The sequence below is a fragment of the Marinobacter excellens LAMA 842 genome (genome assembly GCF_001574445.1).
Lineage (GTDB): Bacteria > Pseudomonadota > Gammaproteobacteria > Pseudomonadales > Oleiphilaceae > Marinobacter > Marinobacter shengliensis.
On sequence record NZ_LOCO01000001.1, the window covers coordinates 387641 to 399938 of the forward strand.

Sequence of the window (12298 nt, forward strand, 5' to 3'; positions counted from 1 at the left end):
GGCGCAAAGCATATCATGTCAGGATCGTTCCCACAGCCTGCAACCACACCCGGATGACTTGATGCTCCCATTTCAGCAAACCGTCTCTACCCTTCTGCGCATGCGCCGGCTCTGGCAGGCAGTCTTGCTGATCTCGGTGGCCGCCATCCTGTACCTGGCCACAACCAGCTCCAGCTACCCCATCCCTGCAGCCGCCAACGACAAGGTCAACCACATTATTGCGTTTATCGAATTGACCATTGTCACCCGGCTGGCCTGGCCTCGCCTGAGTGCATTCTGGTACGCCCCTGCCCTGCTGGGCTTCGGCCTGGCGCTCGAAGCGGTCCAGGCCAACCTCCCCTATCGGGATTTTTCCATGGCCGATGTTCTGGCGGATGCCCTGGGCATCGCGATCGGCATGCTGCCCTGGCCGGGCATCCGCAATGCCGGTGAAGTGGATTTGAGAAATTCGCCCGACTCTGCGTGAGACATTTCCTACAAGCATGTAAGAACATGTAGCCGCGTAGCGTGCGCAGACGCGAGCGCTCACCCATGAATTCATCCTATATTTATGATTTTTAACAAAAAACATTGATGGCCGCAGTTTCGTGTTCAACGAATCGTGCACAGTTCACACGTCTGTAAAGGTGGGATTGGTATGATGTTCAACGTCAAGGATGACAGGGAAAAGGACGACGCACCGGACGCACCCCTGCATGGATTGTGGGGAGAGGCAAGGACACAGGGACGCCTCGCTTAAGGGATAACGAATTGGATGGCTGGCTCGGACGCCGGCACCAGGGAACGGACGCAAGGACTGGCAACAAGGCAGTTGCCCACCGCGCACGGAGGCGCCAACCTGTTCCGAATCTGAACTGCTCAGGATGGCGGTTCAGTACCTGCGAAGGGCAGCCCGAGGGTTGCCCTTTATTTTTTCTGTCACGCCCCACTGCTTGCTGCTACAGCCTGCCCCGCGCAAGATAAATGCGCACCTTGTTGAACTCCTCGAATTCATTCAGATCCGGCCAGGTTCTAGCCTCAATCACTGCCTGCTTGTCATAGGCCGGATTGGCCAGATTCCTGATTCTGGAGTCTGCCAGCAACACCTGTTCAGCGGAAGCGCGAAAGGCCTCCAGCAGCGGCCGGTTTTCCGGGTCGTAAAGCACATCAGCCGCGGTGATCAGGTCCAAGTGCCCGGGCCGCTGCGCCCAGTCCGCACACAGCTCCACCTGCACGCCGTTCAACTCAGCGTTGGCAGCTGCAGCATCCAGCGCTGCCGGATCAATATCGCAGGCAATGGCTCTGGCCGCACCCGCCCGTGCAGCAGCCACCGCTACCACGCCGGAGCCGGAGCCAAAATCCAGCACGGTTTTGCCTGCCACCAGCGTCGGGTGGTCCAGAATCCACTGGGCCAACACCTGGCCACTGGCCCAGCAAAACGACCAATAGGCCGGCTCCGCCACCACGGCCTGGGCCTCGTCATGACTTAGTGGCCCCTCAAGCACAGACGGGTCAAACAGGTAGAGCGGTATCTCCGGGCAGCCGGCCGGCGCCGATTGGGCCACCCGGCCGCGACTAAGGGTTTTGCGCAGGTGCAGATTGAGTGTTTCCGGATTCATCACTGGTCCTTTCAGGCCGTTTCCGAGGCGGCATTGTACCCTTTGGCCGGGATATCAACAGTCCGGTATACTGCCGCCTCACTCTGAGTAACAGCGATTCATGGAAATGGCCAGCAGACCCGACACCGATGACTACCTCAACCTGTTCCTGAACGACATCCCGTTAATGGATGTGCGGGCACCGGTGGAGTTTGCCAAAGGCAGTTTTCCCTGTGCTGAAAATGCACCGCTGATGAACGATGAAGAACGGCACCGGGTGGGTATCTGCTACAAGGAGAAAGGTCAGGACGAAGCCATCAAACTGGGCCATCAACTGGTCTCAGGCGACATCAAGGCGCAGCGTATAGAAGCCTGGAACCGCTTCATCGCCAGACACCCCGAGGGATACCTTTTCTGCTTTCGTGGCGGGCTACGCTCACGGCTTACCCAGCAATGGATCAAAGACTCAGGCATTGACTACCCCCTGGTGAAGGGTGGCTACAAGGCGCTTCGGCGTTTCCTGATCGACAGCCTGGACCAACTGATTGCCAACGGTGATTACCGGATTCTCAGCGGCCGCACCGGCACCGGCAAAACCCGCGTCCTGCTTGACCTGCCCAATCCGGTCGACCTTGAAGGACTGGCTAACCACAGAGGCTCCAGTTTTGGCCGACAGGTTACGCCGCAACCTTCCCAGATAGACTTCGAGAACCGTGTGGCGGTTGCCATGCTGAAGGCGCATCACCTGACCGGCGGTTTGATCTACCTGGAAGATGAAAGCCGACTGATCGGCCGCTGCGCCCTGCCTGAGTCCCTGCGGGCACGAATGGCGGAATCGCCGTTGATGATTCTGGAACAACCCATGGAAGAGCGGGTTGCGATCATTCGCGCCGACTACGTAGAGGCCATGCTGCAGGACTACATTTCAAGAGACGGTGAAGAGGCCGGTTGGCTCAACTTCCGGGATTACCTGCTCAGCGCCCTGGACCGGATACGCAGGCGCCTGGGAGGTGAACGCTACCAGCAGCTCCGAGACCTGATGACCCAGGCCCTCGACCAGCAACAGGCGACCGGCACCCTGGACCGCCACCATGCCTGGATCGAAACCCTGCTCAACGACTACTACGACCCGATGTACGACTACCAGCTCAGCCAGAAACAGGGGCGGATTCTTGTACGCGGCAATCCGGAAACCATTCGCGACTACGCCAGAAACCACCACAAGCTCCTGAAATAAAGCGATTACAACATCTCCGCGCAATGCAGGTTTAATCCATTTGTGCTCTATACTGCGTAGAGTCAGATTCCCTTGCGGCAATCGATTGTCCAGGCAGTTACACCTCAAAAAACACTAACGAACAAGGAGCTCCCCTATGGAAGACCTCTTCAGTGCCGACGGGCAGGCCAGCCAATGGATGGACCAGGCAGTTGCCCTGACCATGGCTTATGCCCCGAAGGTCTTGCTGGCCATCGTAACCCTGATTGTGGGTTTGTGGCTGATCAACCGCTTTGTCGACGTACTTGACAAGAAACTGGGGCAGAAAGACCCCACTCTGAACAAATTCCTGTGCGGCCTCATCAGCGCGCTTCTGAAGGTCATGCTGTTGATCTCGGTCGCGTCCATGATTGGCATTGCAACCACCTCATTCATCGCGGTTATCGGTGCCGCCGGTCTGGCCGTTGGCCTGGCCCTGCAAGGCAGCCTGGCCAACTTTGCTGGTGGCGTACTGATTCTGATTTTCAAACCATTCAAAGTTGGCGATGTCATCGAGGCTCAGGGGTTCCTGGGTAGCGTGGTGGAAATCCAGATCCTGTATACCGTGGTAAACACATTCGATAATCGCCGTATTGTCATCCCCAATGGCAGCCTCTCGAACGCCAGTCTCGTCAATATGAGTGCCTACGAAACCCGTCGTTGCGACATGACTTTCGGCATCGGGTACAACGACGATATCGATAAGGCCAAAGCTATCTGCAAGCGCCTGATCGAGGAGGACGAGCGCGCCCTGAAAGACCCGGAACCTCTGATTGTGGTTGGCGGCCTGGGAGACAGCTCCGTTGATCTGACAGTAAGGGCCTGGACAAAATCTGCAGACCTGTGGCCGTTCTACTGGGATATGCAGGAAAAGGTCAAGAAGGCGTTTGATGCCGAGGGCGTATCCATCCCGTTCCCACAGCGCGATGTTCACATGTACAAAGCCGATTGAGCGGAACCGTTACACACAAACACAGATGGATACTCGCAAACAGCTCAACCTGGGCTAAGCTGACGGTAAGAAGGGGCGCCCGCCCCTCTTGCCATCGGGGCCAGGCCCGGGACGGCGGATGGCTCCACAACACCGACCATGCTGTCAGGAGGTTGTGACTATGCCGGTGAAGCAGTTAACAGAGTTCCTGGAAGAGGCAGGTGTGGAATACATGTGCCTCTCCCATCCCCCTGCCTTCACGGCCCAGCAGCTGGCCCACCACGTCAAGATCGCCGGCGACCGGGTTGTAAAAACCGTCATCATCGAACTCGATGGCAAAATGGCCATGCTGGTGATGCCTGCTACCTGGCGGGTGCGCTGGGATCGACTTTCCCGGGTGCTGGACACCGATTTCGTGGATCTTGCCGACGAACAGGAATTCCAGGACCGGTTTCCCGAGTGCGAGGTGGGCGCCATGCCACCGTTCGGCAACCTGTTCGGCATGACGGTCTATTGCGCCGAAGTGCTGACGGAGCAGCCGGAACTGGCCTTCGCCGCCGGCACCCACACCGAATCCATTCACATGAAAACCGCAGACTTCCTGCAACTGGTCCACCCCATGGTGATCAACCAGGGCTTCACCCGGCCAGGCGCCCAGAAACCGGCTTGGCTGACGAAAGGCCGTCAACGGCCGGAAGCCACTGAGGAAAAGACCGTCTCCAGACTCGCGGGGTACTGAAACCCGGCGGATTGATCCCGGTCGCTTGTCTGGCCCGTGGCATCGCGTAAACTGATGCCATCAGACAGGAACCGGATATGAACCAAGCATTTGACATCATCATCGTTGGCGCCGGCATGGTCGGCGCCGCCCTTGCCAATGGCCTTGGCCAGCAGGGCATCAAGGTCGGCCTGATTGACAAGGCCGAGCCCTCGGACTTTGACGCGGATGCCAGCCCCGATATCCGGGTATCAGCGCTCAGTGCCGGCAGCGAGCGCTATCTGCAAAGCCTGGGCGCCTGGCCCCGCATTCAGACCATGCGCGCCACGCCCTATCGCCGCCTGGCCGTGTGGGACGAGACCCCGCACCCGCTCAGCCGCCTGCTGCCCGGCTCGTTGACCGAAGTGGAATTCAACGCAACCGATCTCGGCGCAGGCCATCTGGGCCATATCGTCGAAAACAGCATCACCCAGAACGCCCTGTGGCAAACCTTACAGGACGAACCCGACGTCACGCTGATTACCGGCCAGGGGCTCAAGGCACTGACACAGAATGCCGAGCGTGCAACGATAACCCTGGACGATGGTACAGAACTGAGCGCCCAACTGATTGTCGGGGCGGACGGCGCCATGTCCAGAGTGCGGGAACTGGCCGGCATTGGCGTGACCCGCGACCAGTACGAACAACAAGCCATGGTGATTTCGGTCCGCTACCTGGGCCAGCCCGAGGACATTACCTGGCAGGGCTTTTACCCCAGCGGCCCCAGAGCCTTCCTGCCGTTACACAGTGCAGGTAAGCAACACCCCGGCGAAACCTGGGGATCACTGGTGTGGTACGACAGCCCGGCAAGGCTGGCCGAACTCAAAGCCATGGACAACAGCACCCTGATGACGGAAATCCGCAAGGCCTTCCCGGCGCGCCTGCCGCCGCTGAACCACATCGATGCCAAAGCCAGTTTCCCCATCGCCCGCCAGCACGCCAAGCACTATGTCCAGAACCGCGTGGTGCTGGCCGGCGACTCCGCCCACACCATCAACCCCCTGGCCGGCCAGGGGGTGAACCTGGGCTTTCAGGACGCCCAATGCCTGCAGGGCCTGCTGAAAGAAGCCCGACGCAGCAGCGATGACCTGGCCAGCCAGCACTGGCTGGCGCTATACGAACAGCAACGCCGGCCCGCTAACCGCCGCATGATGCTGGCCATGGACCTGTTCTACCATCTGTTCAGCAACGCCATCCCGCCGGTACACCTGGCCCGCAACCTGGGGCTTGGCGCTGCCCGCGCTTTGCCCTTCGCCCGCAACGGTGTAGCCCGCTACGCCATGGGCCTGGATGAAGAGCTGCCGGCCGTGGTCAGGCAGATCACTTCCCGGATTCCGGGTCTGAATCAGCTTTAACACCGAACAACAATCCCAAAGACAATCGAAAAGGAGCCACCATGTCAGAGACGATTTTCACCAAGATCATCAACCGGGAAATCCCCGCCGACATTCTCTACGAGGATGACCTTGCCCTGGCGTTCAGCGACATCAACCCTCAGGCGCCGGTGCATTTCCTGGTTATTCCGAAGAAGGCCATCGCCACGATCAACGACATTACCGAGGATGATCGGGAACTGGTGGGGCATCTGTATGTGGTGGCAGCGAAGATTGCCAAAGAGAAGGGATTTGCCGACGATGGCTATCGGGTTGTCATGAACTGCGGCGAAAATTCGGGGCAGACAGTGTTCCATATCCACCTGCACGTTCTTGCCGGCAAACCACTTGGCTGGCCGCCTTATACTGACAAAATGAAGCAGGCCTAGGTTTTTTTTACCTGTGCTCTCCGGAGCGATACTTTGGAGCAGGCAGCCGAGCCGGTAGTGCTGTTCGGGAGACGCTCAAGGCATCCATGCGCGCTTAGCTTTGGCCATCCATGGCCAAAGATACTCCCGAACAGCACTACCGGCCCGGCTGCATCCGGCCTGGTGCCAAGCCTTCCAGAGCATTGAGTCTGGGTTTGGGGAAACCAATGCCTTGGTCCGGCTGGCTGGTGTGCGGGTTGGCTTTACGGGACTATCTTTCGCCAGGGATGGCGAAAGCTAAGCGCCCACGGACGGCTTGAGCGTGTCCCGTAAAGCCAACCCGCATGCCAGCCCTCCACCAAAGCCCGCCCCCGCATGGGAACGGGATTGTGCAGATTTACCGGCCAACCACCTTCTCAGCCTCTTCCACGGGCGTATGGCGAACATCCTCGCCTTTGACCATGAAAATGACGTTCTCGGCAATGTTACAGGCGTGATCACCCACCCGCTCCAACGCACGAAGCACCCACATCACCGACATACACCGTGAAATATTGCGGGTATCTTCCATCATAAAGGTCAACAGCGTACGGGCAGCAGCCTGATACTCCTCATCCACCCGCTTGTCTTCCTTCATCACCCGCAACGCCTGCTCCGAGTCCAATCGGGCAAACGCATCCAGCGCATCGTGCAGCATGCTCAACACATGGGTGGCAATGTGGCGGATCTCGACATAGCCACGGGGCGCCTGGCCTTCTTCGGACAGTTTAATCGCCATCTTGGCGATCTTCTTGGCCTCATCGCCAACCCGCTCCAGGTCCGCCACCATTTTGATCACCGCAATCACCAACCGCAAATCCCGAGCCGTGGGCTGGCGACGGGCGATGATCAACGTTGCCTCCTCGTCCAGGTCCACTTCCATTTTGTCGACCCTCTTGTCACCGGCACGCACGTCTTCGGCCTGGTGGCCGTCGCCGTCTACCAGCGCCTGAACCGCACGCTCAACCTGGCTTTCCACCAGACCACCCATGTTAAGAAACTGGGTTTTCAGCTCGGTCAGTTCGTTGTTGAACTTGTGGGAAATGTGATCCCCGTATACATCGTCCTTTTTATTCGGCATATCTGATATCTCCAGTGTTCCCCGGTGCCCTTAACCAAAGCGGCCAGTAATGTAGGATTCCGTCAGCTCGTGCTCCGGCGAGGTGAATACCTTGTCAGTCTCGTTCACCTCCACCAGATGCCCCAGGTGGAAATACGCGGTGCGGTTGGAGACTCGTGCCGCTTGCTGCATGGAGTGGGTCACGATCACGATGGTGTAACTCTCCGACATCTCGGCAATCAGTTCTTCCACTTTCGCGGTGGCGATCGGGTCCAGGGCCGAGCATGGCTCGTCCATCAGGATCACTTCCGGACTAACAGCAATGGCACGGGCGATGCACAGGCGCTGCTGCTGGCCGCCGGACATACCGGTGGCCGTAGCATCCAGGCGATCTTTCACCTCATCCCAAAGACCGGCTTTGCGCAGGCTGTTTTCAACAATCTCATCAAGATCGGATTTACGGTTGGCAAGGCCATGAATTCGTGGGCCGTAGGCCACGTTGTCGTAGATCGACTTGGGGAACGGGTTCGGCTTCTGGAACACCATGCCCACCCGGGCTCTCAGCTCAACGACGTCCCGCTTCGGGTCGTAGATATCATGCTCGTCGATCATCAACTGACCTTTGACCCGGCAGATATCAATGCTGTCGTTCATCCGGTTCAGGCACCGCAGAAAGGTCGATTTGCCGCAGCCGGAAGGCCCGATAAAGGCAATGACTTCGTTGCGGCCAATGTCCAGGCTGACGTTCTTTATGGCCCGATCCTGACCATAGAACACTTCGACATTACGCAGCTTGAACTTGGGATCATCAGACAGAGGAACCCCAACGGTCGTGCCTTCTTCAATGACGGTTTCCGCTGGCCGCTCGTCTTTTACCGGGATAACAGTGTCTGCCGGCATGTCCGCCTCACTCGTGATTGTCGGATTCATGGTATTCATTAGTACTCTCCTTACCACCGGCGCTCAAGACGTTTGCGCAGCCAAATGGCTAGTGCATTCATACTGATCATGAAGGTCAGCAGGATCATAATGCCCGCTGACGCCAATTCGATAAAACCCTGTTCCGCGCTGCTTGCCCACAGATAGATCTGTACCGGCAGTACCGTGGCGGAGCTGAAGAAGCCGTCCGGAATCTCCACAATAAATGCGACCATCCCGATCAGCAGCAACGGGGCAGTCTCACCCAGCGCCTGCGCCATACCGATGATGGAACCGGTCATCATGCCCGGCATCGCCAGGGGTACCACATGGTGAAGCACCACCTGCATCTTGGAAGCCCCGATGCCCTCAGCTGCCTCGCGAATGGAGGGCGGCACACTCTTGATGGCGGCACGGCTGGAGATGATGATGGTAGGCAACGTCATCAGCGCCAGTACCAGACCACCCACCACCGGCACCGAACGGGGCATGCCAAACAACCCGATGAACACCGCCAGACCCAGCAGACCGAAGATGATCGACGGCACCGCCGCCAGGTTGTTGATGTTCACCTCGATGAAATCGGTCAGCTTGTTCTGGGGCGCGAACTCTTCCAGATAGACCGCTGCGGCCACCCCGACAGGGAAGGCAATCAGCAGGGTCACCACCATGGTCAGTAATGAACCGATGATAGCGCCCAGAATACCGGCGTTAGACGGCTCCCGGGAATCGCCAGACTGGAAGAATACGTCGTTGAACGCCGTCTGGATAACGCCACGCTCCACCAGATAGTCCACCCATTCAATCTGGCGCTCAGACAGTCGAACGCTGTAATTATCGTTGTCGGCATGCTTTACATACACCGATACACGATCGTGGGCCAGGAAGGTCAGGGTCTGAGTGGTGCCCAACAGTTCCGGCTGGCTACGGAGCAGGTCGCGGATCTGATTGGCGCCATAACTTCCCACCAGCCGGCTGAGCTCGCGCTGGGCAGCACGATCCTCAACACCCGGAATCAGATCACCGAGGGCGGTGATGATCGGTGCATTGAAATCGGCCATGGAGCGCTGGTCTGCATCGGTAGGATCGTCCAGATACATGGCCTCACCATCCAGATGCACATCCAGCGTAATGGTGGTTTTGATAAACCCGGTGTAGCCCTTGCCAATGATATCGGCAAACAGGATCACCAGGGCCGACAGGGCGATGGCAATGGCCAACATACCGTAGGCGCGGAACCGCCGTTCCTTGCGATACCGGCGTTTCAGGGACTGGCGGACAATCTCCGCCTGGGAGCGTTGATCAGTCATACTGTTCCCTATATTTACGCACAATCTTGAGAGCAATCACGTTCAGAATCAGTGTCACCACGAACAGCATCATGCCCAGGGCAAAGGCTGCCAGGGTCTTGGCGCTGTCGAATTCCTGGTCGCCGGTCAGCAGGGTGACGATCTGTACGGTGACGGTGGTGACAGAATCCAGCGGGTTGGCCGTGAGGTTGGCTGCCAGGCCTGCGGCCATCACCACAATCATGGTTTCACCAATGGCGCGGGAAGCGGCCAGCAGAATACCGCCCATAATGCCGGGCAGCGCTGCCGGAAAGATCACCTGCTTCATGGTTTCAGATTGGGTGGCACCGAGAGCCAGAGAGCCGTCACGCAGAGTCTGGGGCACCGCGTTGATCACATCGTCAGACAACGAGGACACGAACGGGATAATCATCACACCCATCACCAGGCCAGCCGCCAGGGCGCTCTGGGACGAAGCATTGAGGCCAACGGTCTCGGCCAGGTCCCGGATAAACGGTGCCACGGTCAAGGCGGCGAAGAACCCGTAAACCACCGTCGGAATACCCGCCAGCATTTCCATCAGCGGCTTGATCACGGAGCGGGCTTTCTTGCCCGCGTACTCGGAAAGGAAGACCGCCGAGAGCAAACCAACCGGCACGGCCACGATCAATGCAATCGCAGAAATCAGCAGCGTACCGGTAAACAGCGGAATCATGCCAAAGGAGCCGTCTGCGCCAATCTGGTCAGCGCGCAGCGCGGTCTGCGGGCTCCAGTTTGCACCCAGGAAGAACTCCCAGAAAGGCACCTTGCCAAAGAACCGGATGGTCTCGAAGATCACCGAAAAAATGATGCCCACCGTAGTCATTACTGCGACGGCGGCGCACACAAAGAAGATTCTCCGCAGAGTGGTTTCGACACTCTCACGGGCGTTAATATGAGGCGCTACCCGGAACCAGGCAACAACCGCACCCAGCACCGCAATCAACAGCACCAGTATCGTTTTGAAATTCTTACTCTGGTCACGCAACGTCTCCAGTAACGACGCAGCACCTGCAATATGCTCCGGCACGAACTCCGGGTTGAGCTTGCCCGCCGCGACATTGCCAATCTGGGAAACTACCAGGCTGGCCTGCCCGGCCGACTGGGGCATGGCCTCCGGAGGCAGGGACCCGATCACAATATTTTGGATAACCTTGCCTTCAAAGCCCGCCCACAAAGCGAGCGTAATCAACGCGGGAATTCCGCACCACAATGCCGCCCGTGCAGCATAGTAAAACGGCAGTGATTTGAGATTGCGTATACCACCGAGAGGCTCCGCCACGGCGCGCGATCGCATATAGGCGAGGCTGTACGCCACCACTGCGAGCACCAGAACGATAGGCAACAAATTGGCCGATTGCATAACTGTCTCTTTCCTGAAAGGGTTTCACGCTGACCTATTGTGCCAGCAAACCCGAAGGATCTTTACTGAATACAACAAAGGAACGCAGCCTGCCGGCTGCGTTCCTCTCATTTTCGATCATCCCTGACCTTTCGCTGCAGAATCTTACAGCTCGTTTCCAGTCATGGACTTCAGAGCCTTGGCATCCTTGGCCGCCTGCATACGAACGTTGCGCGGGTTCGGGATCAGGCCTACGTCTACCAGGTAGCCGTTGTCACCCCAGGCGCCTTCGCTGGTGAATTCGTTGACGTATTCCTGGATGCCAGGAACCACACCCACGTGGGCTTTCTTCACGTAGAAGAACATGGAACGGGCAACCGGGTAGCTGTCGTCACCGATGGTTTCCTGAGTCGGCTCAACGCCACCGATGGTGCTGGCCTGGATCTGACCACGGTTTTCGTCCAGGAAGCTGTAGCCGAAGATACCGAAGGTGCCGGTGTCGCGGGCCAGACGCTGAACGATCAGGTTGTCGTTTTCGCCAGCTTCAATGAAGGCACCGTCTTCACGGATGTTGTGGCAGATGGCGCGCATATCGCCCTTGCTCTTGGACTTGATCCAATCGTAAGTCTTGCAGCCACCTTCCATAGCGATTTCGACGAAGGCGTCACGGGTACCGGAAGTCGGAGGCGGACCCATTACGCTGATGGCCATATCCGGCAGGCTGGAATCGATATCGCTCCACTTCTTATAGGGGTTCGGTACCAGATTCTCGCCACCCTGCGGGTTGGGAACGTCTTTCGCCAGGGCCAGGAACAGCTGGCGCAGGGAGATATCCATCTTCTCAGCCTGTGAAGAGTTAGCAAGCACAATGCCGTCTGAACCGATACGAACTTCGGTAATGTCCTTCACACCGTTGTTCTGGCAGTCCTGGAACTCACTGGTCTTCATGCGACGTGAAGCATTGGTGATGTCCGGGTGCTGGGTGCCAACACCGGCGCAGAACAGCTTCAGACCACCGCCGGAACCGGTAGATTCCAGTTTCGGGGTCGGGAAGTCGGTGTTACGACCAAAACGCTCGGCAACCACAGTGGCGAACGGGTAAACCGTGGAAGAACCCACGATGTTTACGGTATCACGGGCCATGGCCGGGGTAGATACCGCCGCAATGCTGCCAGCCAGGGCAACAGAGGCAAGAGCTGCTTTCAGTTTCATCACGTTGAGTCTCCAATATCGGTGGACGTTGTGTATGGATCTGCTTTACCGATGAGTGCATCCTAAGGAGTGTCTGTGACAACTTTGTTACAGCATTTGAAATATAGACGTCATTGTTCAAATTTTCTTGCAGCACGC

Annotated in this window: 12 protein-coding genes; 6 read left to right on the plus strand and 6 right to left on the minus strand. The window is 58.0% G+C overall.

Annotated features, from left to right (window positions below):
• Nucleotides 1-61: 61 nt before the first annotated feature.
• On the plus strand, nt 62-466 hold the full coding sequence (locus J122_RS01735) for a VanZ family protein (protein WP_061330863.1): 405 nt from the start codon (nt 62-64) through the stop codon (nt 464-466).
• 472 nt (nt 467-938) lie between these two features.
• Here the strand turns inward: J122_RS01735 and J122_RS01740 are convergent, their stop codons facing one another.
• A complete protein-coding gene (locus J122_RS01740) occupies nt 939-1598 on the minus strand; it encodes a 50S ribosomal protein L11 methyltransferase (RefSeq protein ID WP_061330864.1) in 660 nt (219 codons plus the stop codon).
• 106 nt (nt 1599-1704) lie between these two features.
• Here J122_RS01740 and mnmH point away from each other — a divergent pair, with 106 nt between their 5' ends.
• The 5 genes from mnmH to J122_RS01765 all read left to right on the plus strand — a co-directional run bounded on the left by mnmH (nt 1705) and on the right by J122_RS01765 (nt 6282).
• Nucleotides 1705-2814 carry a tRNA 2-selenouridine(34) synthase MnmH gene (gene mnmH, locus J122_RS01745; RefSeq protein ID WP_061330949.1) on the plus strand — a complete coding sequence of 370 codons (1110 nt, stop codon included), beginning with the start codon at nt 1705-1707 and terminating at the stop codon, nt 2812-2814.
• Nucleotides 2815-2950: 136 nt separating this feature from the next.
• On the plus strand, nt 2951-3784 hold the full coding sequence (locus J122_RS01750; RefSeq protein WP_061330865.1) for a mechanosensitive ion channel family protein: 834 nt from the start codon (nt 2951-2953) through the stop codon (nt 3782-3784).
• 160 nt (nt 3785-3944) lie between these two features.
• Nucleotides 3945-4502, plus strand: a complete 558-nt coding sequence (locus J122_RS01755) for an aminoacyl-tRNA deacylase (RefSeq protein ID WP_061330866.1) — start codon at nt 3945-3947, stop codon at nt 4500-4502.
• Between the two features lie 77 nt (nt 4503-4579).
• Nucleotides 4580-5875, plus strand: a complete 1296-nt coding sequence (locus tag J122_RS01760; protein ID WP_061330867.1) for an FAD-dependent monooxygenase — start codon at nt 4580-4582, stop codon at nt 5873-5875.
• Nucleotides 5876-5916: 41 nt separating this feature from the next.
• Nucleotides 5917-6282: a histidine triad nucleotide-binding protein gene (locus J122_RS01765; protein WP_061330868.1), complete on the plus strand. Its 366-nt coding sequence runs from the start codon at nt 5917-5919 to the stop codon at nt 6280-6282.
• Between the two features lie 376 nt (nt 6283-6658).
• Here the strand turns inward: J122_RS01765 and phoU are convergent, their stop codons facing one another.
• The 5 genes from phoU to J122_RS01790 all read right to left on the minus strand — a co-directional run bounded on the left by phoU (nt 6659) and on the right by J122_RS01790 (nt 12163).
• Nucleotides 6659-7381, minus strand: coding sequence for a phosphate signaling complex protein PhoU (gene phoU, locus J122_RS01770; protein ID WP_061330869.1), 723 nt, complete (start codon nt 7379-7381; stop codon nt 6659-6661).
• 30 nt (nt 7382-7411) lie between these two features.
• On the minus strand, nt 7412-8299 hold the full coding sequence (gene pstB, locus J122_RS01775; protein ID WP_061330870.1) for a phosphate ABC transporter ATP-binding protein PstB: 888 nt from the start codon (nt 8297-8299) through the stop codon (nt 7412-7414).
• Nucleotides 8300-8310: 11 nt separating this feature from the next.
• On the minus strand, nt 8311-9588 hold the full coding sequence (gene pstA / locus J122_RS01780) for a phosphate ABC transporter permease PstA (protein ID WP_061330871.1): 1278 nt from the start codon (nt 9586-9588) through the stop codon (nt 8311-8313).
• Nucleotides 9581-10969 carry a phosphate ABC transporter permease subunit PstC gene (pstC, locus tag J122_RS01785; protein WP_061330872.1) on the minus strand — a complete coding sequence of 463 codons (1389 nt, stop codon included), beginning with the start codon at nt 10967-10969 and terminating at the stop codon, nt 9581-9583. The genes pstA and pstC overlap by 8 nt, the downstream gene beginning before the upstream one ends.
• A 144-nt stretch (nt 10970-11113) precedes the next feature.
• Nucleotides 11114-12163, minus strand: a complete 1050-nt coding sequence (locus J122_RS01790) for a substrate-binding domain-containing protein (protein WP_061330873.1) — start codon at nt 12161-12163, stop codon at nt 11114-11116.
• Between the last annotated feature and the right edge of the window lie 135 nt (nt 12164-12298).

Coding starts and splice junctions, on each gene's coding strand:
- phoU (WP_061330869.1), bottom strand. CDS start 7,381: ATGCCGAATAAAAAGGACGATGTATACGGGGATCACATTTCCCACAAG.
- pstC (WP_061330872.1), bottom strand. CDS start 10,969: ATGCAATCGGCCAATTTGTTGCCTATCGTTCTGGTGCTCGCAGTGGTG.
- J122_RS01740 (WP_061330864.1), bottom strand. CDS start 1,598: ATGAATCCGGAAACACTCAATCTGCACCTGCGCAAAACCCTTAGTCGC.
- J122_RS01760 (WP_061330867.1), top strand. CDS start 4,580: ATGAACCAAGCATTTGACATCATCATCGTTGGCGCCGGCATGGTCGGC.
- mnmH (WP_061330949.1), top strand. CDS start 1,705: ATGGCCAGCAGACCCGACACCGATGACTACCTCAACCTGTTCCTGAAC.
- J122_RS01750 (WP_061330865.1), top strand. CDS start 2,951: ATGGAAGACCTCTTCAGTGCCGACGGGCAGGCCAGCCAATGGATGGAC.
- J122_RS01755 (WP_061330866.1), top strand. CDS start 3,945: ATGCCGGTGAAGCAGTTAACAGAGTTCCTGGAAGAGGCAGGTGTGGAA.
- pstB (WP_061330870.1), bottom strand. CDS start 8,299: ATGAATACCATGAATCCGACAATCACGAGTGAGGCGGACATGCCGGCA.
- J122_RS01765 (WP_061330868.1), top strand. CDS start 5,917: ATGTCAGAGACGATTTTCACCAAGATCATCAACCGGGAAATCCCCGCC.
- J122_RS01735 (WP_061330863.1), top strand. CDS start 62: ATGCTCCCATTTCAGCAAACCGTCTCTACCCTTCTGCGCATGCGCCGG.
- pstA (WP_061330871.1), bottom strand. CDS start 9,588: ATGACTGATCAACGCTCCCAGGCGGAGATTGTCCGCCAGTCCCTGAAA.